Genomic DNA, 25,329 nt, shown 5'->3' on the forward strand with positions numbered 1-25,329 from the left:
CTTAATCCAGCCTCGTATGCGTGCGACGTAGCAGCGCATCGCCGAGCAGGTTGCAGCCAATCACCAGCGCTGCAATCACCAAACCGGGATAGAGCACCAGCCATTGCGACAGCAGCATGTAAGAGCGACCTTCGCCAATCAGGTTGCCCAGCGTTGGCGTGGGTGGCTGAATGCCCATACCGAGAAAACCCACTGAGGCTTCGAGCACGATCAGGCGTGGGATATCCAGCGTTAGCAACACCACCAGCGGCGTCAGCAGATTGGGCAGGATATGCCGTAGCAGTATGCGCAGCGGCGAAAAGCCCATGGCGCGCACCGCCTGAATATATTCCAGTTCCCGAATCTCTAAGGTTTTGGCGCGCGCCACGCGGGCATAAATCGCCCAGCTGGTGCAGCCCATAATCACAATGATGTTGGTCAGTGACGCGCCCATCAGCGCAATTACCAGCAAAATCAACAGAATAAACGGTACCGCCAGCTGGATGTCGATCAGTCGCATGATCAGCGCATCAACCCAACCGCCGGCGTAACCGGCGATCATACCGAGCGCGACGCCAATCACCGCGCCAATCGCCGCCGCGACCAACACCACCAGTAGCGACAAGCGCGTGCCGGAGAGAATGCGCGCCAGCAGATCGCGGCCCAGTTGATCGGTGCCGAGCCAATGCGTGGCTTGCGCACCGGGTGAACCCGGCGGCAGGAACATCTCATTGAGATTGTTACTTAAGGCATCGGGCAACGGCAGCCACGGAGAGAGCAGCGCCGCGGCAATCACCACGATCAGCAAAAGGCTGCCGATTACCGCATCGCCGTAAATCAGGCGGCGTGGACGGCGCTGCAGCACGGTGCCCGGTGAAATCATTTCAGCCTCAGATCAAACAGCGGGATGCGGGCATCGACGCGGCCTTTGAAGTTGAGCGACGTGCTGTGCGCATACAAGGTATCTTCACGGTACAGCGGCAGCAGCGGCTGTTGTTCCGCGACGCGTTGCTGAATCTGCTCTAACACTTTTTTGCGCGCAACGGGATCGACAATCTGACGGCTTTGATCGAGCAGCTTATCCAGCTCTGCATCATGCACGGTGGAATAGGGCTCGCCGCTGCGCAGAATCGGGAACAGCGCGGCATCAGCATCCAGCGTCTGCGTGGATCCCCACGCCAGCATATACATCGGAGCCTGTTTCTGGGACGCGACCTGCTGGGTGTAAACCGACCATTCCGGTACCTCCAGCTCGGCTTTCACGCCAATGGCGGCTAAATCCTGCACGATGGCTTGGGCTACATCGGCGCTGGCAATATAGCGGCGCGGCGCCTGGAAGCGCAGGGTAAAGCCGTTGGCGTAACCGGCTGCAGCCAGCAGCGATTTGGCTTTCGCCACATCCTGCGCGGTGGCTGGAACCGCCAGATAACCAAAGTCATTGGCTCCGGCCATGGTACCGGTTGGCGTGCCAAAGCCGTGCAGCAGCTGTTGGGTATAAGCCTGACGGTTTAACGCCAGCGAAAGCGCCTGACGGACGCGCACATCACTCAGCGGTTTCTCATCATCTTTCAGGCCGAGGTAAATCGTCAGTCCACCGCCTTTCACCTGTTCCAGTTCGACGTTGGGGCGATTTTTCAGCGCGGGCACTAAATCAGCAGGCACGCTTTCAATCAGCTGCACTTCGCCGGTCAGCAGCGCGGTGAGGCGTGCGGTGGCTTCGGGAATCGGACGCCAGGTAACGCGGTCGATCGCCGGTTTGCCGCGCCAGTAAGTTTCATTGGCGACCATCACCACTTTTTCATCCGGGATAAAGCTATCCAGCTTGTAAGCGCCGCTGCCCACCGGTTTGCGCGCAAACTCGCTGGCGCCGACCTTCTTCACGTACGCTGGCGGCACAATGTAAGCCGGGTAGCGGCTCATGCGCGTGGGCAGCAGAGGATCCGGGCCGTTGGTGTGGATCTGCACCTGATAGTCGTTGATCACGTCCACCGATTTGATGGTGCGGATATAGGAAATCGTCGGTGCGTGATTGGCGGGGTCTAAAATACGATCGATGGAGAACTTCACCGCTTCGGCGTTTACCGGCTCGCCATCGGTAAATTTCACGCCCTGGCGCAGGGTAAATTGCCAGGTGGTGTCGTTAATCGCTTTCCACTCAGTGGCTAAGCCCGGCTGTAATGACATGTCATCGGCGCGGCGCACTAAGGTATCGAAGAGGTTGTCGACTAAGGTGGCAGATTCTTTGAGAAAGCCGGGATCCATCGCCGTGGCAGACGTGGGTTGGCCAATGGTCAGTTCCGCTGCCTGTACGGCTGGCATCAGAGCAAATAGCAACGCGGTGGTGGCAAACTTCACTGCAGGTAATCTCATAACGTTTCCCAAAATTGCCAACGGCAAGGTAGTGAAAAGAGTGGATACTGCCAGAATCAAGACTGTGCTTATTTGTAATACATGATATATCCTATAATCTGGCAAGTTGGCAATAAAACATTAAAAATAACTTACCATTTGCGAAATTCAGTAGAAGGCCCTCAACGTATGATCGAAATGGATAAAGCGCAGCGCATGAGTTTGACCGCGCAGGTGGAATCGTCACTGCGCAGCGCGCTGATTGTTGGCAAGTTAAAACCCGGCGCACGGCTGGTGACGCGCGATTTGGCGACTCAATTGGGTACCAGCATCACGCCGGTGCGTGAAGCCTTGTTGCGACTGGTTTCTGCCGGAGCATTAGATGCCACGCCAGCTGCGGCGTTTCTGGTCCCGGAAATGACGCGCCCGCGCTTTGATGAGATTACGCTGATTCGTAAGCAGCTTGAAGGTTTAGCGGTGAGGGCGGCGACGCCATTTTTGGGAAAAAAACAGATTTCCGAACTGAAAAAACTCTGCGCGCGCTTTATGCAAGCCAAACAAAGCGGTGATGCCGAGTCGGCGTTAGAAGCCAATCGCGCGTTCCGTTTTACGCTCTATGGCTATGCGCAAATGCCAACGCTAGAGGCACTGATCGAACAGCTTTGGGTGCAGATCGGTCCGTGCTTTAACTATCTCTATCCGCAGCCGGCCGAGGTGGTGAATGGGCATCATAACTATGATCACCTGCTGGAAGCGTTACAGGCCGGCGATGCGGTCACCAGTGAAAAGATATTGATGAAAGCGATTGATGATGGGGCTGCGATTTTGCATCAACATTATTTTAATCAGTGATTCATGTTTGAAGGTCGTCATTAATGATGACCCTTCGGTGGCCTTTAACCGCGCGGTCACCGCAATGACATAAAACCTTCATTTCCTTCCGCTAGCTTACCGCCATTCTGATTTCTGGATTGCGGATGCATGAGCCACCTTTCGCTTCACCACATCACTAAAGCCTGGGGCGAGAAAATCGCCCTGGACGACATCAGCTTCGACGCGGCAGAAGGCGCGTTTGTCGCGCTGCTCGGTCCTTCGGGCTGCGGTAAATCGACGCTGCTGCGCACCATCGCCGGACTGGAAACTGCCGATCGCGGGGCGATCCACTTTAATCATGCCGATATCACCCATCTGCCGCCGTCGCAACGCAAGCTATCGATGGTGTTTCAGTCCTATGCGCTGTTTCCCCACCTTAACGTGCGCGAAAACCTGCTGTTTGGTTTGAAAGCGCGCGGCGAGGAGAAACAGTCGTTTGCTGCCCGCCTGGATAATGTCAGCAAGCTAATGGAGCTGGATAAGCTGCTGGATCGTTTGCCATCACAGCTCTCCGGCGGACAACAGCAGCGCGTGGCGCTGGGCCGTGCGGTGATCGCCAATAACACGCTGTGTTTAATGGATGAGCCGCTGTCGAACCTCGACGCCAGGCTACGGCAAAGCATGCGCCGTGAAATCCGCGCGCTGCAGAAGAAACTCGGCTTGACCATGCTGTACGTCACACACGATCAGACCGAAGCGATGAGCATGGCCGACAGCATTATCCTGCTCAACGATGGCCACATCGAACAGCACGGCACGCCAGACGATCTCTACAACAATCCCGCCAGCGTGTTCGCCGCGCAGTTCATTGGCGCACCGCCGATGAACATCCTGCCGCTGCAGCGCAATGGCGCGCATCACTATCTGCTGCATCTCACCGCGCCGGTGGTGGAATACCGCGATGCGCCGCTGAGTCTCGGATTGCGAGCCGAAGATATCCAGCCGATCGCCGCAGAACAGGCGGCGCTGACCGCGCGGGTGATCAGTTCTGAATATATGGGCGCTGATACCTTGCTGGTGTGCCTGCTTGCTGGCATCAGCGAACCGCTGACCATCAAAGTGCCGGGCATGCAGCGCTTCTCCGATGGCAGCGAAGTGGGATTGCAGTGGTCTGCCGCGCGGCAATATCTGTTTCATCGCGAGAGCGGTAAGCGCTGCGCACCAGCCGAACAACAGATGTTTGCTTCACAGAAAAAATACGCCGTTTAACCGTTGTCATTTGCCCAAGGGAAAATCATGTCTGCGATTCGTTATTCACGTCTTTCTGCATTAGTCCTCGCCATCACCACCTCAGCTTTTGCGGCTGAACCGGTCAAGCTGCAAATGTATTACCCGATCGCGGTGGGCGGCAAAGTGAGCCACACCGTGGATTCGCTGGTGGCGGATTTCCAGAAAGTGCATCCGGACGTGAGCATTCAGCCGGTGTATACCGGTGACTACGCCACCACCGTGACCAAAGCGTTGACCGCCTTTCGCGGTGGCAACGCGCCGCAGCTGGCGGTGATCGGCGATATCGAAGCGTATTCACTGATTGATGCCGGTGCGATTGTGGCGGCCAGCGATTTAGCGCAGGGTGAGGAAGGCAAAAAATGGATCGACGGTTTCTATCCGGCGTTTCTGCGTCACATTGACGGCAAAGTGTGGGGCGTACCGTTCCAGCGTTCAACTGTGGTGATGTACTGGAACAAACAGGCGTTCGAGAAAGCCGGTTTAAACGCCGATACGCCACCGGCCAACTGGCAGCAAGTGGTCGAATTCAGTAAGAAACTCACGATCAAAGATGCCAACGGCGTCAGCCAATGGGGCATCGAGATTCCGTCCACACCAAACGGCTACTGGAACTTCCAGGGCTTGTCCGCCACCAACGGCGGTCGTCTGGATAACGGCAAAGGCACAGCGGTGCACTTCAATACGCCGGGCAACGTGGAAACGCTGCAGTGGCTGACCGATCTCGGCCAGAAAGAGGAGGTGTCGCCAAAGGGTGCTATTGCGTGGGGCACCACGCCGCAGGACTTCATCAGCGGCAAAACTGCCATGATGGTGACCACCACCGGCAACCTGACCAACGTGCGTGATAACGCGAAATTCCCGTTCGGTGTGGCGATGCTGCCGGAGAAAACCCAGCGCGGCAGCCCAACCGGCGGCGGCAACCTGTATGTCTTCAAAAATGCCTCACCAGAACAGCAGAAAGCGGCGATGGAGTTTATCCGTTGGGTAACCTCACCCGAGCAGGCGGCGCGCTGGAGCATCGCCACCGGTTATGTAGCGACCTCTCCAGCCGCGTGGGATACCACGGTGATGAAGGATTACGTTAAAGAGGTTCCTCAGGCATTGGTGGCGCGTGAACAGCTGAAGTATGCGCAGCCAGAACTCTCGACTTACAACAGCGTGCAGATTCAGGATGCGCTCAATCACGCGGTAGAAGCGGCGGTGACGCAGGCGAAAACGCCAGCCGAAGCGCTGGAAGGCGCGCAGAAGCAAGCCGATCGTCTGCTGAAGTCTTATCAATAATGACGAGCACGATTCTCACCGTTGCGCCGGTTCGGCGGCCCCGGTTATGGTCGATGCAGCTGTATGGCTACCTGCTGATTTTACCGGCACTGAGTTTTTTACTGCTGTTTACGCACTATCCGGCGGTTGCGACCGTATGGGAAAGCCTGTTCAGCGCAGCACGTAACGGTCGTCCAGCCCATTTTGTTGGGCTGGATAACTATCTTGCGCTGCTGGATGACGACATCTTCATTCAGTCGCTGTGGAATAACCTGCTGTATGCGTTGATCACCATTCCGCTGGCGGTCATGCTGGCGCTGCTGATGGCGCTGGCGGTCAATTGTCATATGCGTGCCAATGCGTTGGTGCGCACCGCGTTCTTTATTCCTTCGCTGCTGCCGATGATCGCCATCGCCAATCTGTGGCTGTTCTTCTACACGCCGCAGCTGGGTTTGCTGAATAAGCTGCTGGCGCTGTTTTCGCTGCCAGCGATGAACTGGCTCGGCGAACCGGGTAGTGCCTTGTACTGTTTGATGGCGGTATCGGTATGGCGCGAAGCGGGCTTCTTTATGATCTTTTATCTCGCCGCTTTGCAGCAGATCGATCCGCGCCTGAGCGAAGCCGCGCAGATAGAAGGGGCGTCACGCCGCTATTTCTTCCGCCGCGTGCAGTGGCCGCTGCTGATGCCCACCACGCTGTTTGTGCTGATCAATGCCTCGATGAACGCGTTTCGCATCGTCGATCAGGTGATCGCGATGACCAACGGCGGGCCGAATAACAGCAGTAGCCTGCTGCTGTTCTACATCTATCGCACCGCCTTCAGCTTCTGGGATATGCCCGCCGCAGCGGCAATGACGGTGGTACTGCTGGTGATCCTCGCCGCGATTGCACTGCTTAAATTCAACCTGCTGGACAAGCGAGCCCATTACCAATGAAGCCAACAATCACGTTTGGTCGCCTGTGTCTGAATATGGGCATTGGGCTTGCCGCGTTGCTGTGGTTTTTACCGATTCTGGTGGCGATCTGGGTGGCGATTCATCCGGCATCCGATCAGGCGAGCTTTTCGCTTTTTTCGCCGCTGACCTTACAGAACTTCGTTAATGCCTGGCACGCCGCGCCCTTTGGTCGCTACTTCCTCAATACCAGCTTGCTGGTGCTGATGATTGTGGTGGTGCAGCTGATTCTGGCGACCATGGCCGCTTACGCGTTAGTGCGCTTCCGCCTGAAATTTTCCGGCGCGATCTTCGCGCTGATCCTGCTGCAGCTGATGATCAGCCCCGACGTGCTGATTCTGAATAACTACAAAACCATCGGCGCGCTGGGTTTCCGCGATACGCTGACCGGCATCGCGCTGCCGTATTTCTCATCGGCCTTCGCCATCTTTCTGCTACGCCAGACCTTTAAAAGTATTCCGCTGGTATTGGAAGAGGCGGCGATTGTGGAAGGTGCCAGCCGCTTTTACATTCTGCGCAAGATTTATATTCCGCTGGCGAAGCCGATTTATGTGGCGTTTGCGTTGGTGTCGATCAGTTTCCACTGGAATGATTTCCTCTGGCCGCTGGTGATTACCGATTCGGTCAATGTGCGGCCGCTCACCGTGGGCCTGCAACTGTTCTCGGCGCCGGAGCAGGGCGTGCAATGGGCATTGATTGGCGCTGCTACGTTAATGACCACCTTGCCGCTGTTGGTGCTGTTTCTGATCTTCCAGCGCCAGTTTATTCAATCTTTTATGCGTGCTGGTATTCGCTAAGGAGTGCTTTTCGTGTCTTATCCGCATCCGCTGACTGAACTGCAGCGTGAACTGCTGGGCGATGTCGCCGAGCTCTATGCCTTGCCCGATGTGCGTTCCGCGCCGCTGAGCAGCACGCTGCGTTTTGGTTTGATTGCCGATCCGCAATATGCCGACATCGACGCCGATATGGCGAAAAATCTCTACTATCGTCACGCGCTTCATAAGCTGCCGCAGGCGATTGCGGTGTTGAATCAGCAGCCGCTGGATTTTGTCGTTACGCTGGGGGATTTAGTCGATCGCGACTGGAACAGCTACGCGGCGATATTGCCGATTTACGATCGCCTCGAACATCCACATGCGGTGGTGCTGGGTAATCACGATGCGCAGACCATCGCGCAGCATCTCAACGAAGCCGCTGCGCTACCCAAAAGCTATTACGCCTTTGGGCTGCAGGGCTGGCGTTTTATTGTTTATGACGGCAACGACATCAGCCTCTATTGCAACACGCAGAACGGTGACGATCGCAAGCAGGCGGAGGCGATGCTGGTGGACCTCACCGCGCGCCAGCAGCCGCAGGCGAAACCCTGGAACGGTGCGGTAGGAACGCAGCAACTGGCGTGGATTGAGCAGCAGTTGCAGCAAGCCCGCCAGCAAGAGGAGAAAGTGGTGGTGTTTGGGCATTATCCGCTGGCGCCGCATAACAGCCACAACTTACTCAACGGCAGCGCGCTGGCAGAGCTGCTTTCTAGTTACAACATACATTGCTGTTTCTCTGGACACGATCATCGCGGCGGCTTTGCGCGCATCGGTCAAACAGGCTTCTATACGCTCAAAGGGATGCTGGATGGGGCAGAAGAGGTGCCGTTTGCGGTGATTGAAATTGAGGGCGATGAAGTCATCGTGAAAGAATACGGTGTCGAGTCGCCATTTATGGCGACCACTCATGATGATGCCGGCATCTGCCCGCGCTGACGAAGTGTCGCAATCTCTTCGGCGCGTTGCAGCAACTGCTGCAAATCATCCTCATCGATATCCAGCACTTCACCGCTCTCCAGCGCCAGATGCAGATCTTCACGCGTAATCGCTACGTTGATCACCACAGGCGGCGCTTTGGTTTCCGTTGCCGCCAGCGGATGCGGGTAACGGCGTCCGGCGAGATTGTTAAACAGCAACGCCAGCAGCGCGAGGCAAACCGAGTTCAACAGCACCGGCGTCAGAATAAAGTGGTAACCCAGCTGCTGGACGCCGTTACCGCCCAAAATTGCGGTCAGCGCCACCGCGCCGCTCGGTGGATGCAAACAGCGCAGTTGAAACATCAACGCAATCGTCACACAGGCCGCAATACCACACGCCAGCGCGGGATGGGGAACCCACAGCGCGGTGGTGACGCCAACAACGCCCGCCACCAGATTGCCGCCGACAATTGACCACGGCTGCGCCAGCGGGCTGTTCGGCAGACCAAACAGCAATACCGCTGAAGCGCCCATCGGCGCGACAAACCACAGATTCACTTCACCCAGCAGCCAGTGGCTGGTCAGGCTGGTAATCATTAAACCCAATCCCGCGCCAATGCTGGCGATGACCATCTGCTTTCTGCCTCCCGGTAACGGATGAGGCCAAAGGCGGGCCAGAAAGGTGCGCACGGAGGTTATCCACGTCACCGATGGCTGATTTGTCATTACGGAATCACTCTGTCATAAGAAAAAACGATGGGTGCGAATTGTCGCTGATCGATCCGCTGACAACAACCACATTGTTAGTGTGCTGTTATATCGTGGTAAGAGAAATGCTGATGATTGTCGCGAGGCTTAACCAACGCCTAAGGTTGCTGTATAGTCCGTTTTTTTTCGGAGGAACCATGCTGCCTAACTCATCCACACGCCTGAACAAATACATCAGCGAGAGCGGAATCTGCTCACGCCGCGATGCCGATCGTTACATCGAGCAAGGCAACGTTTTCATTAACGGTAAACGCGCTGCCGTCGGTGCGCAGGTGTTTGCAGGGGATGAAGTCAAAGTGAACGGGCAGCTGATTGAGCCGCGTGACGAAGAAGATTTAGTGCTGATTGCGCTGAACAAACCGGTGGGCATCATCACCACCATGGAAGAGGGTGAGCGTGACAACATTGGTGATTTCGTTAATCACAGCAAGCGCGTGTTCCCGATTGGTCGCCTTGATAAAGATTCGCAGGGACTGATTTTCCTCACCAACCACGGCGATCTGGTGAATAAAATCCTGCGTGCCGGAAATAACCACGAAAAAGAGTATGTGGTCACCGTTGATAAACCGATCACCGATGAATTTATTGCCGGAATGGGCGCGGGCGTACCGATGCTCGGCACCGTCACCAAAAAGTGCAAAGTTAAAAAAGAGTCGACCTTTGTCTTCCGCATCATTCTGGTTCAGGGGCTGAATCGTCAGATTCGTCGAATGACCAAGCACTTCGGCTTTGAAGTGACCAAGCTTGAACGTACGCGCATCATGAACGTCAGCCTGAAAGGGATTCCGCTCGGCGAGTGGCGCGATTTGACCGATGACGAGCTGATCGATCTGTTCAAACTGATTGAAGACTCATCATCCGAAGATCAAAAAACGCAGAAGACGCAGGCGAAAAAGAAACCCGCCAGCGCGGCGAAAAAGCCCGCGACGGTTGGCGCTAAACCGGGTGAGAAAGCGGGGGCAAAACCGGCTAATCGCCAGCGTTTCGCCCAGCCAGGTCGTAAGAAGAAAGGGCGTTAATTTTCTTTCCCCGCGCACAGCGCGCGGGGAAAAACCGTCACTTTTCGTTGCCAAACCCTTGCTTCTTTAGCGCGTCCAGCACGTGCGGGAAGTAAATCTTGTGATAATAACCGCTAACGCTTTCACTCCAGCTTTCGCCATCCTCACGTCCGGTATTTTTCCAGTGCTGCACCATCTCCTGATTGTAGGCAGCGATGTGTTGCTCCAGTCCATCACGTTGATAGCGCTCTTCATGACGGAAGGTGGCCAGCGGCAGACGCGGCTTCTGATGCGCAGGCTGATCGACATGGCCAATCACCACGCCCGCCACCGGGAAAGTATATTCCGGCAAATCCAGTAAGCGGATTAACGCCTGCGCATCGCGACGAATACCGCCAATCGGCACAATGCCCAAACCTTCTGCACGCGCTGCCGCCATGATAGAACCCAACGCAATACCCACATCGGTTGAGCCCGACACAATGCTTTCGATGCTCTGCTGCGCGATCTGCTCGCGGTCGATAGCGTTTATCGCCAAACGCGATTTATGCATATCCAGCACCAGGGTAATAAACACCGGGGCTTTGGCAATCCACGGCTGACCGCCAGCAATCTGGGAGATTTGTGCGCGTCTTTCAGCATCGCGCGTCACCACCAAAGAGACCTGCTGCGAGTTCACCGAGGTTGGCGCGCGATACGCGGCCGAAATGATGCGATCCAGCACCGCATCCGCAACGGGAAGGTCGGTAAAACTGCGATCGCTTTTATGACTGGTGAAAATATCGATTAATGAACTCATGGATCCTCCTGATTGGGAGGCGAGAGCGTAGCAGAAGAGAGAGTGATGTAACTTAACCGTTGTTGCCGTGGCTAACTACTTCTTTTGAATAAGCAAAGTGCGGAATGGGATAAGCGATGAGACCGGTGCATAAAGCACCGGCTAAGCGACTCTGGCTTCAGCGACAGCCGGATGAACGCTGCGATCGGGTCCGCTCAGCATCACCGGTTTACCGGAACGTAATCCGCGCTGGAACTGGGTCATGCGTTCATGGCTGATCCCGGCACCGCACCACAACAGGTGATGATCGTGGCGGCTTTCTGAACTGTACAGCATCGGTTGTGAGGTTTGATCCACCTCGACGCAGAACCCTTGTCCGGTAAGGCGAATGGCTTCCAGCCACACTTCCGTTTCATCGCCGGTGCTGACCACTTCCAGTAACAGTGGCATCTGCTGCTGACGGGCTGAAGCGCGTTTTACACAGTCGCTGTGATGAACGATCGCTTCATGAAAGCGCGTTAACCTGCGTGATGCCCCGCGACGCGTATCATCACGCAGCCAGCGGTTGAGCGGTTTCATCAGCACATTGACGAAATCGTCGCTGCTGTAATCGCCCGCCAGATTGCGCACAGTACGCGCCAGTTCTCGATCAGAGCCTAACTCCAGCTGCCGTAACAGATCGCCGCGGCGTGCCACCCAACCAGACGAAGAGTAATCGAGCCCGCAGTGTCGACCTTGATAGATTTGCCACAGCGTGGCACCACCCGAGGTCAATGCCATCATGGCGAGCACTTCATCAACCTGATGTCGGCTCCAGTCCTTATTGACGTGATTTTCAGAAATTAATCCACCGCGCAACCAGCGACGTAAATTGGCGCGGTTGGCACCGGTAATGGCGCAAACGGTTTCAGTTGAATAAAAGTTCATTACGAGCCCTCAGATTGAGGGTGAATGGCCGTGGGTGCTAATCCAGGATGAGTGACCATCCTGAACCTTATCTGTATGGATTACCAGTATCTTTACGTAACTCGTCATAACCAGGCGAAGATCCCTTTCGCCAGGTAAAGCCTTAACCGACTTTCACCACGGTTTTACCGAAGTTTTTGCCTTTCAGCATATCGAAAAACGCCTGCGGGGCATTTTCCAGCCCGTCGATCATGTGCTCGCGGTACTGGATTTTTTGCTGCTCCACCAGCGGCGTCATCGCTTTGAGGAATTCAGGATAACGATCGCCGTAATCCTGGAAGATGATAAAGCCCTGCATGCGAATACGACGTTTAAGAATGCCGCCCATGATTTGCGGGGTGCGATCCGGGCCCGGCGGTAATTCGCGGCTGCTGTAACCAGAAACCAGGCCACACACCGGCACGCGCGCCGCGGTGTTCAGCAACGGGAATACGGCATCAAACACTTTGCCGCCAACGTTTTCGAAGTAGATATCAATGCCGTCCGGGCAGGCAGCCGCCAGTTGTTCCGCAAAGTCGTCACGATGGTGATCGATACAGGCGGAGAAACCGAGCTTCTCAATCGCATAACGACACTTCTCTTCACCCCCCGCAACGCCTACGACATGGCAGCCTTGGAGTTTGCCAAGCTGACCCACCGTTGCACCGACCGGGCCGGTAGCCGCCGCGACCACCAGGGTTTCACCCTGTTTTGGCTGGCCGATATCCATCAAGCCCATATAGGCCGTAAAGCCCGGCATACCGAGAATGCCCAGCGCCCAGGAAGGATGGGGCAGATCGCCCAATTTCGCCACGCCGTTTCCGTCCGAAACCGCATAGCTTTGCCAGCCGCTTTGCGCGAGGACCACATCGCCTTGCTGGAAATTCGCGTGTTTAGATTCCACCACTTCGCTCACCGTGCCGCCAACCATCGGTTGGTCGAGTTCAGCAGGTGCAGCATAAGATTTGCTGTCATCCATGCGCCCGCGCATATAGGGGTCAAGCGACAAATAGAGCGTGCGCAGCAGGATTTGGCCGTCCTTCACGTCAGGAATGGGCTGCTCTACCAGGCGGAAATTCTCTTTTACCGGTTCGCCATGCGGGCGTGAGGCTAATAGCCAAGCTTGATTACGTTGATTAGATTGCGACATTTTTACCTCTATTAGCGTTTCCACGTGAGGCAAGTGTAGACGAGGAAAAGGCATTAAGGCCGCCTGTGCAGAACTTAAGTGTTGCTATATGATAACATTTTGGTAAAAATATAGACATTGTTATCATATACCAACAATAGAGGTTTTATGTTGCCTGGTTTGCAAGCAATAGGCGCTAAATGTCAGGAAAGGCGCAAGGCTAACCGTTGGACTCAAGCCGACGCTGCGACGCGTGCAGGCATTCATCGCACGGTTATTTCACAGATTGAAAATGGCCATTACGCGGGATCGTTGAAAGCATTTACTCTTTATTTGACGTCACTGGGATTGAAACTTTCAGCCATTGATTTCTCATTTCCACAGCTAGAAGACCTGGACACTTTATTTGATGAGGGTTGACCTCATCCTTGCATGAATTTTCAATATGTAACTTTTGAAGTTACTTGCTTTATCGGGAGGATTTGTCCTTCAGGTAAATTAATTATCTACATTATCTTAGTTTTCATAGCTGTAACTACCCGAATGTCTTCAAATAACAACTTCTGAGAAAGCACTTTATGGAACCTGGGCCATTTGTGTACCAGGTCACCATAAATGGTGACCCTACGGGATTTATAGCGATGGTGAGTCAAATTAATGCATTGATGCAGCAGCGCGGGTGTTGAGGCGACATCCCAAACCGCTGAACGAATGAGGGATTCCAGGGCGAGCCGCATGGATGCGGCGAGAGGCGGCGCTGAGCAGGAGCGAATCGGCGCCGGTCCGTCAGGAATCGTGAATGAGTGAAGGTACCGCGCAGCGGCGGATTGGGCTGGCGCAAGGCCCGGGAGTGCAGAGGGCGCGGCCAGGCGCCCTTTGCTCGGTCGCCGCACGGCAAAACTGAAACAATCTGAGCCTATGGCGAACGAAAGTCGCTCAGTTTAATGTGAGGTATGCTCAGGCACGGGGCCTGTAGTGAGCCAGCGCACAAACCAAGCGTAAACTTTTCGACGTGAATTAATATAAAACCATGAATTTTAACAATCATAGGGCATTTGCCTAAGCGGTCTCGGGCAATGCCACATACACCTGGCCACACTCTGCTGCGTATACCTATAGCGATGCTTTTCTCCCTACAGGTGACGCATGACACAACAACAATACGTATTATCGCCCGATCATGACGCGCATATCGCCTCGGCTATCGGCAAGTTCTTCCGCCGCATCATTCCGATGCTGGCGCTGATGTTAATTGTGAACCAGATTGACCGGGCTAACATTGGCTTCGTAAAAGCCGAACTGCAAACGGATGCAGGCATTAGTGCGGCCGCCTTCGGCTTAGGCGCGGGGCTGTTCTTTATCGGTTATGCGCTGTTTGAAGTGCCGAGCAACATGATGCTGAAGAAACTCGGCGCACGCGTGTGGCTGACGCGCATCATGATTACGTGGGGCATGGTGGTGGTGCTTACCGGTTTTGTGAGTACGCCGCTGCATTTCTATCTGCTGCGTTTCCTGCTCGGCGTGGCGGAAGCCGGCTTCTTCCCTGGCGTGCTGTTCTATTTTCGTCAATGGGTGCCGAATGCGTGGCGCGGACGCGCCACCGCGATGGTGTTAAGCGCTACCGCCAGCGCTTTTCTGTTCTCCGGTCCGCTCACCGGTGCCATTCTGATGATGCATGATGTTGGCGGCATCGCGGGCTGGAAATGGGTGATGTTTGTGGAAGGCGGCGGATCGATGGTGATCGGCTTGCTGGCCGCCTTTGTGCTGGTATCCAAACCGCAAGGCGCGAAATGGTTGAGCGATGCCGAGAAACAAGCGCTGGCGCAGCAGTTAGCGCTGGAAGATGATGCGCGCGAAGAGCACGCGGTGAAACACGGCCGCTGGGGCTTGATCAGCGATCGCAGCCTTTTGTCTTACTGCCTGATCTTCTTCACCATGACCATGACCGGCTACACGTTAGTGTTCTGGCTGCCGCAAATCATTCAGCGTATTCAGGGCTTCAACAGCTTTGAAACCGGATTGCTGACCGCCGTGCCGTGGCTGTTCGCTATCGTCGCGCTGTTTCTGCTCGGCAAAGCCACCGACCGCTATCGCGATAAACTGGACAAAGGGCTCGGTATCGCCATGCTGATCGCCGCGTGCGGCACCTTTATGGCCACGCTGGGAACGCCATGGTTTGGCTTTGTGGCGATGATTGTGGCCTGCATCGGATCCAAAGTGAGCGCGGCGTTCTTCTGGCCGATGCCGCAAAGTGAATTACCCGCCTCGATTGCCGCGCCCGGCATTGCGCTGATCAACTCGATTGGCAACCTCGGTGGCTTCTTTGCGCCCACGGTATTCGGCTACCTCGAAATGCACACCGGCAGCACCACCGGCGGACTTTACGCGCTAACCAGCGTGTCTGTGGTTACCGGACTCTATTTGCTGCTGCGTCGCAAACCTGTTCCACCCGCTTTCGGTCACACGGAGAGAAACCATGTCAGACAGTCCAGTCATTAAATCGATGCGTATCGTGCCGGTTGCCGGCTACGACAGCATGTTATTGAACATTGGCGGCGCCCATAACTGCTATTTCACGCGCATCATCGTGATACTGACCGATTCCGCCGGACATACCGGCGTAGGCGAAACGCCGTGTCATGCATCCACCTTGCAGTTGCTGGAACAGTTTCGCCCGCTGATAGAAGGTAGTTCGCTGCTGCGTCTCAACGCGAAGCTGAGCCAGTTGTTCAGCAGCGAGGCTCGTCAGCAACAAACCTCGCACACCAACGACATTCATATCCCGCAGATGAATCCGGAGAAGTTTTATAACGCCGCCGCCGCCATTGAAGCGGCGCTGCTGGACCTGCAAGGCAAGCTGTTTAACCTGCCGGTAGCGGACCTGCTTGCCAGCGGTAAACAGCGCGATCGCATTCCGATGCTGGGTTATTTGTTCTACATCGCCGATCGCAAGCGCACCAATATGCACTATCGATCAGGGGAGCATGAGCAAGAAGGCTGGTTCCGTCTGCGTCATGAAGCGGCGATGGACAGCGATGCCGTGGTGCGACTGGCCGAAGCGGCAGTTGAGCAATACGGCTTCCGCGACTTCAAGCTCAAAGGCGGCGTGCAGGCAGGTGAAGTGGAAGTGGCAACGGTGGAAGCGCTGCTGGCGCGCTTCCCTGAAGCACGCGTCACCGTCGATCCTAACGCCAGCTGGTCGCTGGATGAGGCGATTCGCTTTGGCAAGCAGCTGGCGGGAAAGGTGCCGTATCTGGAAGATCCTTGTGGCGCTGAACAAGGCTATTCCGGCCGGGAAACGCTGGCCGAGTTTCGCCGCGCCACCGGTGTGCCGGTCGCGACTAATATGATCGCCAACGACTGGCGCCAGCTGCATCATGCGCTGCAACTGAATGCCATTGATATTCCGCTCGCCGATCCGCACTTCTGGACGATGCGTAACGCCAACGTGGTGGCGCAGCTGTGCAACGAATGGGGGCTGACAACCGGCTGCCACTCCAATAACCATTTTGATATTTCGCTGGCGATGGTGGCGCACCTGGGGGCCGCCGCGCCTGGCGATCGTCAAACCGCCTTTGATACGCACTGGATTTGGCAGGATGGTCAGCAGCTTACGCGTCAACCGCCGCAGATCCGCGATGGTTATCTGGAGTTACCGCCGGGGCCGGGATTGGGCATCGAGCTGGATATGGATCGCATCGAACAGGCGCATGCGCTATATAACGCGCTGCCGGATAAAAATCGCAACGATGCGCTGGGGATGCAGTTTTTGATCGATAACTGGCGCTATGACGCCAAACGTCCGTCATTGGTACGCTAAGGAAGCAGCATGAAGAACCTATTACGCGCGGCAACGCTATTAGCGTCGTTGGCCGCCAGCGCGCCGTTGCTGGCGCAGACTTTTGTCTACGTTTCAGAAGCCGATGATGGCACCATCGCGCGCTACGCGCTGAATGGGCAAACCGGTGCATTGCAACTATTAGGACGCACTCAGGTCGGCGGCAAAGTGATGCCGATGGCGTTGAGCGCCGATCACAAACATCTTTACGCCGCGATTCGCAGTAAACCGCTGCAACTGGTGAGCTGGAACATCGACAGCAAAACGGGCGATCTCAGCCCGTTGAATAGCGTATCCGCTGCGGCCAGTTATCCCTACATCAGCACGGATCCGCAGGGTCGTTTTCTGCTGGGCGCTTCCTATGATGGCGATGTGGTGCACGTTTATCGACTCAATAGCGACGGCAAGCTGATTGCGCCGCCGGTCGGGAGTTACAAAACCGGACATGCCGCGCACTCGGTGATTGTTGATGCGAGCGGCGAGCAGGCTTATGTCGGCAATCTCGGCACCGATCGCGTGCTGCAATTGAAACTGAGCGCCGAGGGCGAGCTTTCGGGGTTAGGCAACGGCTATGTTAAAACGGCGACAGAAAACGGACCGCGCCATTCGGTGTTGTCGCCGGATAATCGCTATCTCTACAACATCGGTGAAATGGGCGGCATCATTACGCAGTTTCGTCGTGAAGCCAGCGGTGAGCTGGTGAAAGTGGCGGAGACGCCAAATGCGGTAGCGGAAAAATATCAACTGCAACACGGCAAAGAGCGACCGCCGGGCTACAGCGACACCACGCCGCGCATCTGGGCGGCCGATATTCGTCTGACGCCGGATGGCCGTTTTCTCTATGTCAGCGAGCGGACCAGCAGCACCATCAGCGGATACCGGATTAACAAAGCAGACGGCAAACTGACGCTGATTGATAGCTGGCAAGTCGAGAAACAGCCGCGCGGCATCGCGATCACCGCTGACGGACGTTGGTTGATTGCCAGCGGCGAAAAGAGTGCGGTGACCGGCAGCTATGCCATTGATCAAGAAAGCGGGGCGCTAAAGCGCGTTGGCGAAGCACCGGCCGGCGGTGACGCCAATTGGGTGACGGTGGTGAGTTACAAATAATCCCTAAGGATTGCCATTAATGGCGACCAGGTGCGCCTTACAGTTGCTTATATTTCTCGTTAGTTAAAGTGTAGCGGTGGGCTGGCTGAATGATAATGCGCTCAAAGTTGCAAGCACTTGTGAGCGCGATTCATTAATATGACATGCGTGACAATGTCACTGATTGGGGTAAACAGAGTGCTACAAGGTCCCTCGACGATCGACCTTTCTTGCGGCTAACCACAACAGTGCGGTGACAATCCAGCCAATAATCCACGACACATCATTACCGGCAAAAATCCAGGTTAACGAACCGTGATGCAGTGGATTATCAATGAACGGCAACTGTACCAGCACGCCGCAGAAGTAGACAATTATGCCCGCCCAGTTCCAGCGACCGTAACGTCCGTTGGGCTGGGAGAGTGCCGGTACATCGACTTTACCTTTGGTGATCAGGTAGAAATCGGTCAGGCTGATTGCGCTCCACGGCACAAAAAAGGCCAGTAAAAACAGCAGGAAATGGGTGAATGATTTCAGGAAAGCGGGTTCGCTAATCAGCGCAATCACACAAGAAATCGTCACCATCAACACCACAAACAGAATGCGGCCGCCACGACTTAATGCGGTTTTCTGACGGAAGCCAGAAACGATGGTGGTGAGTGACATAAAGCTGCCGTAAGCATTCAGCGTGGTGAAAGTGATTTTGCCGAAGCAGATCGCAAAATAGATCACCATCGCCATCGTGGCGCTGCTGCCTAAACTGACAATATAGCCAACCTCGTTGCCAGAGAAAGCCTTACCGGCAATCGCCGCGACAATTACACCCAACGTCATTGAAGCCTGCGTTCCTAAAACCGTGCCGAAGAAAACGCAGCTGAAAAGTTTTTTGGCTGAGACGTTAGCCGGTAAATAGCGCGAATAGTCAGAAACATACGGGCAAAATGCAATCTGCCATGACGACGACAACGAAACCGCAAGCAGGAAGTTAGCGACCGTGAAATGCTGGTTCTGCCACACCGCGGACAGATCATGGGTTGAGAGCAGCGTGATAAACAGGTAAACAAAGGCAAGCACGCCAATCACGCTGGCTACTTTACCGAGCTTGTGAATCACGCGATATCCCAGCACCGCGATGACGACGATAATCGCACTGAACAGGATCATGCCTGACGCATTGCTGGTATTAATCAGTTTGGCGAGCGCCTGTCCGGCCAACACCGTGCCGCTGGCAGAGAATCCGACATACATGATGCACACCAACACCAACGGAATCACCGCACCATATACGCCAAACTGCATGCGGCTGGTGATCATTTGCGGCAATCCGAGACGCGGTCCCTGAATGGCATGCAGTGACATGATCGCCGCGCCCACAACTTGCCCAACCAGCAAGCCGATGATCGACCACACCACATCGCCGCCCAACACCACGGCCAGCGCGCCGGTTACGATGGCGGTGATCTGCAAATTGCCACCAAACCACAAGGTGAATTGGCTGAAAGGATGTCCGTGGCGTTCGCTCGGAGGAATGTAATCAATGGATCGCGTTTCTGACAGGCGCTTTTTCTCTGCGCCGGCGTAATCTGCTGCAGGTGATTCGGCTGACATAGTTTCCTCGCTGAAGCGGCTAAAGGTGGGAAATTATTGTTAGTGTGATGTGGCTTCTCTTGGTGGTACATGTATATACATGTAGCGATATTGTCATGCAGCATGGAAACTTACAATACGATCGGTCATTGGAAAATGTGATGACACGGGCAAGGTTGGGAAGTTATGAAATGGAGAGAACGGAGGAGTTGATATGACGTCGCTACGTGAATTCTGCAAAAAGAGCAGGGTGGAAGTTGCCGAGAATTCACGTAGCGCTGCCGGTTTTGTCGCCAGAAATTACTGATCTTTGCCCATAGTCCAGGGATTTGGCGCGGAATCATCTGCCTTATCCGCAGCAAAATCATCCAGTGAATCCAGATACAGTGCTTCAACCTCAGCGCGTGCCCAGGGTGTGCGGCGTAAAAACTTCAGGCTCGATTTAACGCTTGGATCGCTTTTGAAGCAGTTGATATTAATGAGCTTACCCAGTTCGGCCCAGCCATAATGGGCGACCAGCGCATTAATTTGCATCTCAAGCGTGACGCCGTGCAAGGGATCTTTGGAGCGATGATCGTTCATAGGAAATCCTTAAAATGTTGACGGCAAAGGTTACAAGAAAGCCACGCGAGCGGCAATGGTGCGATCGTCATTGCCGGTAAATGCTGTACACTTGTTGCCAGAAAATCACTATTGGACGGTACGCTATGAACGACAAGAAAATGATTTCCATCGATCAGTTCAATCTCAGTGAACGCGTTGCAGTAGAAGAAGCGTTTAAGGGATTGATGGAGAAGTATCGCCAGCGCACTGGCAAAGAGCCGGATGCAAAGAAAGAGAAAGAGTTCACTGCGGAAGCCCGGCAGCAGATTATGACGACGAAACTGGCCAAAGAGAAAGCGCTGGCTGAAAAGGCAAAGAAAACGCCAACCCGCAGGAAGAAACCTGAATCGTTGAAAGAGAGTGAAGTCAGTGATTTCAACTGGAAGGCGTCGGTGATTAAAGGGCGCAGATAACGGCAACGTGCGTTCAACAGTCCGTCGCCGGGATGATCGCGGGTTACGGATTGTTGGTGACGGAGGTGAAAGAAGGCAGGTGATGAGCGGATGATGGTTGAAGTGCGCAATGAGATACTTCATTTAACATAATATACATTATGCGCCCTTTGGTTTGTAACGGCTAAATTCGGATATTCGCCTCAACATCATCATTACGGATAAAATTCATGAGCCATTTCACCTGCGGATGCCTTTGCGGAAACGTTCGATTCGAAGCAACCTCAGGACGTTTTGAAAACTAAATAAAAGAGGAACCAATCAGTGGTTCCTCTCGAATCATCAATACGTTTACGGACGTGCCGCCGTGCCATCTGGCAGACGCGCGTTAGTCCAGTCTGGAATACCGCCCGATACCGGATATTTTGCCGCCTCTTTCAGATCGATATCCACGCCCAGCCCCGGACGATCGCTGAGGTAGGCATAACCGCGATCAATCTCCGGACAACCTGGGAACACTTCCTGCAGCGCCTCATTCACCGGCGTGTACTCCTGAATGCCAAGATTGGTGATGCTCAGATCAATATGCAGGTTTGCCGCCACACCAATCGGTGATATATCGCCCGGACCGTGCCACGCAGTGCGCACGCCAAACAGTTCCGCAAAAGTCGCCAGCTTCTTCGCCGGTGTAATGCCGCCAATGGTACTGACATGGCAGCGAATATAATCGATCAGCTGGTTTTGAATTAATGGCTTCCACTCGTTGATTTGCGTAAACAGCTCGCCCATGGCAATTGGTGTGCTGCTTTGGCTGCGTAATTTGCTCAGCCAGTCGATATTTTCTGGCGCAACCGGATCCTCAAGGAAAAACAGCTGATACGGTTCGAGAGATTTTGCCAGCTGAATCGAAGCGATTGGCGTGATGCGTTCGTGCACATCGTGAATAAACTCAACGCCAAAACCGAGCTTGTTGCGCAGATGATCAAACAGGCGCGGTACGGCGCGCGCATAAGCATCCGGATCGAAATAGATGCCGTGAGTAGGATTACGCGGTGACACCTTCGGCTGGATATTGCGCGCCTTGGCCAGCTTGCCGGCGATCAAACGCAAATCATCGGTACCCGCGCCGCCATACATGCCCATCTGACAGCGCACATATTGATAGCCCTCCTCCATGCGCGCGCGGATGTTGTCTTCAACTTCTATCTCATCTGCACCGTCGCAGTGGCGATAAAGCGGCACGCCATCACGACATTTGCCTCCAAGTAGTTCATACACCGGCAGGTCGGCAACTTTGCCCTTTAGGTCCCACAGCGCCATATCCACACCGGAGAGCGCATTATTCATCACCGGACCGTTACGCCAGTAACCGCTGACCGCCGCCGATTGCCAGATGTCTTCGATACGCGCCGGATCTTTGCCGATCAAAAACGGCTTCATGTAGTTTTCAATCGCGGCGGCGACCGCGTAGATACGCTGAGTAAAGGTGGCGCAGCCCAAACCGTATAAACCGGGTTCGCTGGTTTCGATTTTTACCACCACCAAATCAATGCCGCCTGGCGCGGTAAGGATGGTTTTTACATCGGTAATTTTCAGGTTACTCATCATGATCCTCACGGTATCTGGATAACATGCTGTATGATGTCCTACATGTTATGTGTATTAAAAAGCCCTGTGCAGGGCTTTTGGTTATTCAGTTATGGCGTACATCCTCGATGGCGTGCACGTTATGTGTCATCGCGCTATTAAGCGTCTCGGCTGCCAGCGAGGCATCGCGGTTTTTCAACGCCATAAAGACTTTAATGTGGGCTTCAACGCTTTCCAGCGTGATGCCTAACACTCGATTTAACTCTTCGAGGTAATGCACATAAATCCCCTTGAGGGATTCCATGACGTGGATGAAGACTTTGTTGTGCGAAGCTTTCACAATCGCCAGATGGAAATCGTAGTCCGCCAGCGAGTACTTCTTGTAGTCATCTTTACTCACCAGCATGCGATTTAGGGCGCTTTCCAGCACTTTGACATCCTCATCAGTGGCGTTCTGCACTGCCAGCTCCATACATTTGAACTCGACGGTCTGACGGAAAACCCGCATATCATCAAACTCTTCCTGCGAAAGGTGCAGAATGGGCTGGTTATCACTGAACGATCCGTAGCGCGCCACTTCGCGGGTAACATAGGTACCCTTCCCTTGATGCGTCACCACCACGCCAAGGTCTCGCAGCTTCTGCACGGCACTCCGCACGCTGACGCGGCTCACCTGAAAGGTTGCGGTCAATTCCGCTTCTGACGGCAACTTACAGCCCGGCTCCCACAGACCATCCTGAATGTTCTGCTTCATCTGCTCGTAGATGACATCAACCACATTATGTTTTTGGATACTTTCCAGCGCCACGGCTTTACTCACTTGTCCTACATGTCTAACGCTTTTTAACGCGTCACTGCTTGCAACACAAGCAGCAATTTTTCGCGCAGCAAAAGCGATACTGCAAAACCCCGAAATTTAACTATTACTTTCATTAATTTAATCTTCAAAAGTAGATAATTACCTTCTGACGATGACATTAAAAATTTGTGAGATATCTTACAAATCTCTCGCCTGCCAATTGCTGCCTTTCTGCGCATAACGTAAAAGTAACTCATCCAACTTGTTAGTCATGTTACATGAAGGACGTTTTGTTATGCAGACCTTATTTAACCTCTCCGGGAAAACCGCCCTGATTACCGGCTCAACGCGCGGTTTGGGATTTGCTTATGCACAAGGCCTGGCGCAAGCCGGCGCAAAAGTGCTGCTGAATGGCACGCGTCAGGAGCACATGGATAAGGCGCTGGAGCAATTACAGCAACAAGGATTTGATGCCCGAGGCTTTCTGTTCAATGTGGCAGATGAAGCCGCGATTGAAGCGGTATTCCAGCAGCTTGATGAAGAGAACATTCACGTCGACATTGTGATCAACAACGCAGGCATTCAGTTCCGCAAACCGATGCTGGAACTGGCATTGAGCGACTGGCAGCGGGTGCTGGATATCAATCTCACCAGCGCGTTCCTCGTCTCACGTGCTGCAGCCAAACGCATGGTGGAACGCCAGTGCGGTGGGAAAATTATCAATATCGGATCGCTGACCAGCGAAGCCGCGCGCCCTACCGTCGCGCCCTACACTGCGGCAAAAGGCGGCATCAAGCTGTTAACCAAATCGATGGCGGCTGAATGGGCGCCGTTCAATATCCAGACCAACGGCATTGGGCCGGGCTATATCCTAACGGATATGAACGAAGCGCTGGTCGAAAACGAAGAGTTCAACAAATGGGTCTGCAGCAGTAATCCTTCTGGTCGCTGGGGAAAACCCGACGAACTGGTTGGTACCGCCATCTATCTGGCGTCCTCTGCTTCCGATTACGTCAATGGCCAGATGATTTACGTGGATGGCGGCTGGCTCGCCACCTTATAACGGGCTGATTTAAACGACCTAAGCTGGGCACCAAGACTCAGCTGTATCCTACTCAAGCGACCTGAGGTCATAGCATGAACCAGAATATTGCAGGGATTTTACCGGCTAGTCGGTGGGGAAAACTCATCCCGATTGCCTTTATTACCTATAGCCTCGCCTACCTCGATCGTGCCAACTACGGTTTTGGTGCCGCCGCAGGTCTGGCTGAAGATCTCAATATCACGCCCGCCATTTCGGCATTACTTGGCGCACTGTTTTTCCTCGGTTATTTCTGTTTCCAGGTGCCGGGCGGCATTTACGCTGAAAAGCACTCGGCGAAGAAGCTGATTTTCTGGAGCCTGATCCTGTGGGGCGCATTGGCCACCGCCACCGGCATGGTGCACAGCGTGGCGCTGCTGGCGGTGATCCGCTTCCTGCTCGGCGTCGCAGAAAGTGTGGTGATGCCGGCGATGCTGATCTTCCTCAGCCACTGGTTCACGCGCGCGGAGCGTTCCAAAGCCAACACCTTTCTGTTCCTCGGCAATCCGATTACCGTGTTGTGGATGTCGATTCTCTCCGGCTATCTGGTGAACGCCTTTGGCTGGCGCGGCATGTTCATTATTGAAGGCGTGCCTGCCATCTTATGGGCGTTCATCTGGTGGAAAATTTATGCCGACCGACCGCGTGATGCCAAATGGCTGAGCGAGGCCGAAAAGCGTGCGGTGGAAAACGCGCTGGCGGCAGAGCAGCAGTCGATCAAACCGGTTAAGAATTACCGTGAAGCCTTCCGCTCGCCTAAAGTGCTGGCGCTGGCGTTTATCCACTTCTTCTGGAATATCGGCATGTACGGTTTCATCATGTGGCTGCCTTCCATGCTGAAGAGCGCGTCCGGCATGGGTATTGTCGCGACCGGCTGGCTCTCAGCCGCGCCCTATCTGCTCGCCGTGCCGCTGATGCTGACCGCATCCTGGTTCTCCGATAAATACCAGCAGCGTAAAAACATCGTGCTGCTTTTCCTTGGGCTGGGCGCGGTGTGCTTCATTGCTTCTTTTACGCTCGGTGCGACGCACTTCTGGCTCTCATGGATGCTGCTGGTAATCGCGGGCGCTGCAATGTACACGCCGTACGGACCTTTCTTCGCTGCGATCCCTGAAATGCTGCCACGCAACGTTGTGGCGGGCGCGATGTCCTTCGTGGTCTGCTTCGGTGCGTTGGGATCCTTCGTCGGCGCATGGATTGTGGGCTATCTCAATGGCCTGACCGGCAGCCCAGCGGCCTCTTATGTATTTATGGGCGGATCGCTGGTTGTGGCGGTATTACTCACCGCACTGACCACCTTTAGTAGCCTGAGCACGCCAACGGCACAAACCCGCTCTGCACACTCATAGAGAATGAAGT

General features: G+C 54.6%; 24 protein-coding genes. 14 read left to right on the top strand and 10 right to left on the bottom strand.

The genetic code is table 11. The features are described 5' to 3' along the window. Position 1: 1 nt before the first annotated feature. Both DEU53_RS04260 and DEU53_RS04265 read right to left on the bottom strand, forming a co-directional pair. Positions 2 to 862: an ABC transporter permease gene (locus tag DEU53_RS04260; RefSeq protein ID WP_101764420.1), complete on the bottom strand. Its 861-nt coding sequence runs from the start codon at positions 860 to 862 to the stop codon at positions 2 to 4. Then, complete coding sequence (locus DEU53_RS04265) at positions 859 to 2,349, bottom strand: ABC transporter substrate-binding protein (protein WP_110866135.1); 1,491 nt, start codon at positions 2,347 to 2,349, stop codon at positions 859 to 861. Before DEU53_RS04265 ends, DEU53_RS04260 begins: the two co-directional genes overlap by 4 nt. A gap of 168 nt (positions 2,350 to 2,517) precedes the next feature. Between DEU53_RS04265 and DEU53_RS04270 the strand changes: the two genes are divergently transcribed. The 6 genes from DEU53_RS04270 to DEU53_RS04295 all read left to right on the top strand — a co-directional run bounded on the left by DEU53_RS04270 (position 2,518) and on the right by DEU53_RS04295 (position 8,395). Continuing rightward, positions 2,518 to 3,180 carry a GntR family transcriptional regulator gene (locus tag DEU53_RS04270; protein ID WP_110866136.1) on the top strand — a complete coding sequence of 221 codons (663 nt, stop codon included), beginning with the start codon at positions 2,518 to 2,520 and terminating at the stop codon, positions 3,178 to 3,180. 129 nt (positions 3,181 to 3,309) lie between these two features. Next, positions 3,310 to 4,410 carry an ABC transporter ATP-binding protein gene (locus DEU53_RS04275; protein WP_110866137.1) on the top strand — a complete coding sequence of 367 codons (1,101 nt, stop codon included), beginning with the start codon at positions 3,310 to 3,312 and terminating at the stop codon, positions 4,408 to 4,410. A gap of 27 nt (positions 4,411 to 4,437) precedes the next feature. Then, positions 4,438 to 5,712: an ABC transporter substrate-binding protein gene (locus DEU53_RS04280; protein WP_110866138.1), complete on the top strand. Its 1,275-nt coding sequence runs from the start codon at positions 4,438 to 4,440 to the stop codon at positions 5,710 to 5,712. Then, on the top strand, positions 5,712 to 6,626 hold the full coding sequence (locus tag DEU53_RS04285) for a carbohydrate ABC transporter permease (protein ID WP_110866139.1): 915 nt from the start codon (positions 5,712 to 5,714) through the stop codon (positions 6,624 to 6,626). Before DEU53_RS04280 ends, DEU53_RS04285 begins: the two co-directional genes overlap by 1 nt. Continuing rightward, positions 6,623 to 7,441, top strand: coding sequence for a carbohydrate ABC transporter permease (locus DEU53_RS04290; protein ID WP_110866140.1), 819 nt, complete (start codon positions 6,623 to 6,625; stop codon positions 7,439 to 7,441). Before DEU53_RS04285 ends, DEU53_RS04290 begins: the two co-directional genes overlap by 4 nt. A 12-nt stretch (positions 7,442 to 7,453) precedes the next feature. Beyond that, on the top strand, positions 7,454 to 8,395 hold the full coding sequence (locus tag DEU53_RS04295; protein WP_110866141.1) for a metallophosphoesterase: 942 nt from the start codon (positions 7,454 to 7,456) through the stop codon (positions 8,393 to 8,395). Here DEU53_RS04295 and DEU53_RS04300 read toward each other — a convergent pair. After that, positions 8,365 to 9,102 carry an HPP family protein gene (locus DEU53_RS04300; protein ID WP_110866142.1) on the bottom strand — a complete coding sequence of 246 codons (738 nt, stop codon included), beginning with the start codon at positions 9,100 to 9,102 and terminating at the stop codon, positions 8,365 to 8,367. The genes DEU53_RS04295 and DEU53_RS04300 overlap by 31 nt on opposite strands. 179 nt (positions 9,103 to 9,281) lie before the next feature. On the opposite strand from DEU53_RS04300, the gene rluF reads away from it, so the two are divergent. Further along, positions 9,282 to 10,163, top strand: a complete 882-nt coding sequence (gene rluF, locus DEU53_RS04305) for a 23S rRNA pseudouridine(2604) synthase RluF (RefSeq protein ID WP_101764411.1) — start codon at positions 9,282 to 9,284, stop codon at positions 10,161 to 10,163. Between the two features lie 37 nt (positions 10,164 to 10,200). Here rluF and DEU53_RS04310 read toward each other — a convergent pair whose 3' ends face one another. The 3 genes from DEU53_RS04310 to DEU53_RS04320 form a co-directional block, all read right to left on the bottom strand. After that, entirely contained in the window at positions 10,201 to 10,941 is a 741-nt protein-coding gene (locus tag DEU53_RS04310) for a nitroreductase family protein (protein ID WP_110866143.1), read from the bottom strand. 141 nt (positions 10,942 to 11,082) lie between these two features. Then, entirely contained in the window at positions 11,083 to 11,847 is a 765-nt protein-coding gene (locus tag DEU53_RS04315; protein WP_110866144.1) for a hypothetical protein, read from the bottom strand. A gap of 142 nt (positions 11,848 to 11,989) precedes the next feature. Beyond that, positions 11,990 to 13,015 carry an NADP-dependent oxidoreductase gene (locus DEU53_RS04320; RefSeq protein ID WP_110866145.1) on the bottom strand — a complete coding sequence of 342 codons (1,026 nt, stop codon included), beginning with the start codon at positions 13,013 to 13,015 and terminating at the stop codon, positions 11,990 to 11,992. Between the two features lie 147 nt (positions 13,016 to 13,162). Here DEU53_RS04320 and DEU53_RS04325 point away from each other — a divergent pair, with 147 nt between their 5' ends. From DEU53_RS04325 to DEU53_RS04340, 4 genes are all read left to right on the top strand, one after another. Then, on the top strand, positions 13,163 to 13,414 hold the full coding sequence (locus DEU53_RS04325) for a helix-turn-helix domain-containing protein (protein WP_101764402.1): 252 nt from the start codon (positions 13,163 to 13,165) through the stop codon (positions 13,412 to 13,414). A 726-nt stretch (positions 13,415 to 14,140) separates the two neighbouring features. After that, a complete protein-coding gene (locus DEU53_RS04330; protein WP_110866146.1) occupies positions 14,141 to 15,493 on the top strand; it encodes an MFS transporter in 1,353 nt (450 codons plus the stop codon). Further along, complete coding sequence (locus DEU53_RS04335) at positions 15,471 to 16,814, top strand: enolase C-terminal domain-like protein (protein ID WP_110866147.1); 1,344 nt, start codon at positions 15,471 to 15,473, stop codon at positions 16,812 to 16,814. The genes DEU53_RS04330 and DEU53_RS04335 overlap by 23 nt, the downstream gene beginning before the upstream one ends. A 9-nt stretch (positions 16,815 to 16,823) precedes the next feature. Continuing rightward, the gene (locus DEU53_RS04340; RefSeq protein WP_110866148.1) at positions 16,824 to 17,942 is read left to right on the top strand and encodes a beta-propeller fold lactonase family protein; all 1,119 of its coding nucleotides are present in this window, start codon (positions 16,824 to 16,826) and stop codon (positions 17,940 to 17,942) included. A gap of 180 nt (positions 17,943 to 18,122) precedes the next feature. Here the strand turns inward: DEU53_RS04340 and DEU53_RS04345 are convergent, their stop codons facing one another. Next, positions 18,123 to 19,529 (bottom strand): cytosine permease, encoded by a 1,407-nt coding sequence (locus DEU53_RS04345; RefSeq protein ID WP_110866149.1) that lies wholly within the window; start codon positions 19,527 to 19,529, stop codon positions 18,123 to 18,125. 279 nt (positions 19,530 to 19,808) lie between these two features. Next, entirely contained in the window at positions 19,809 to 20,090 is a 282-nt protein-coding gene (locus DEU53_RS04350; protein WP_110866150.1) for a VF530 family DNA-binding protein, read from the bottom strand. 125 nt (positions 20,091 to 20,215) lie between these two features. Between DEU53_RS04350 and DEU53_RS04355 the strand changes: the two genes are divergently transcribed. Further along, complete coding sequence (locus tag DEU53_RS04355) at positions 20,216 to 20,524, top strand: hypothetical protein (RefSeq protein WP_110866151.1); 309 nt, start codon at positions 20,216 to 20,218, stop codon at positions 20,522 to 20,524. Between the two features lie 330 nt (positions 20,525 to 20,854). Here the strand turns inward: DEU53_RS04355 and DEU53_RS04360 are convergent, their stop codons facing one another. Together DEU53_RS04360 and DEU53_RS04365 are read right to left on the bottom strand one after the other, a co-directional pair. Next, complete coding sequence (locus DEU53_RS04360; protein ID WP_008104104.1) at positions 20,855 to 22,108, bottom strand: enolase C-terminal domain-like protein; 1,254 nt, start codon at positions 22,106 to 22,108, stop codon at positions 20,855 to 20,857. Between the two features lie 88 nt (positions 22,109 to 22,196). Next, positions 22,197 to 22,898 (bottom strand): FadR/GntR family transcriptional regulator, encoded by a 702-nt coding sequence (locus DEU53_RS04365; RefSeq protein WP_110866446.1) that lies wholly within the window; start codon positions 22,896 to 22,898, stop codon positions 22,197 to 22,199. A 286-nt stretch (positions 22,899 to 23,184) separates the two neighbouring features. Here DEU53_RS04365 and DEU53_RS04370 point away from each other — a divergent pair, with 286 nt between their 5' ends. Together DEU53_RS04370 and DEU53_RS04375 are read left to right on the top strand one after the other, a co-directional pair. Further along, entirely contained in the window at positions 23,185 to 23,952 is a 768-nt protein-coding gene (locus tag DEU53_RS04370; protein ID WP_110866152.1) for an SDR family oxidoreductase, read from the top strand. A 74-nt stretch (positions 23,953 to 24,026) separates the two neighbouring features. Beyond that, positions 24,027 to 25,319, top strand: coding sequence for an MFS transporter (locus DEU53_RS04375; protein WP_110866153.1), 1,293 nt, complete (start codon positions 24,027 to 24,029; stop codon positions 25,317 to 25,319). The last annotated feature ends 10 nt before the right edge of the window (positions 25,320 to 25,329 follow it).

The sequence above is a fragment of the Pantoea sp. AG1095 genome, from assembly GCF_003208415.1.
GTDB lineage: Bacteria > Pseudomonadota > Gammaproteobacteria > Enterobacterales > Enterobacteriaceae > Pantoea > Pantoea leporis.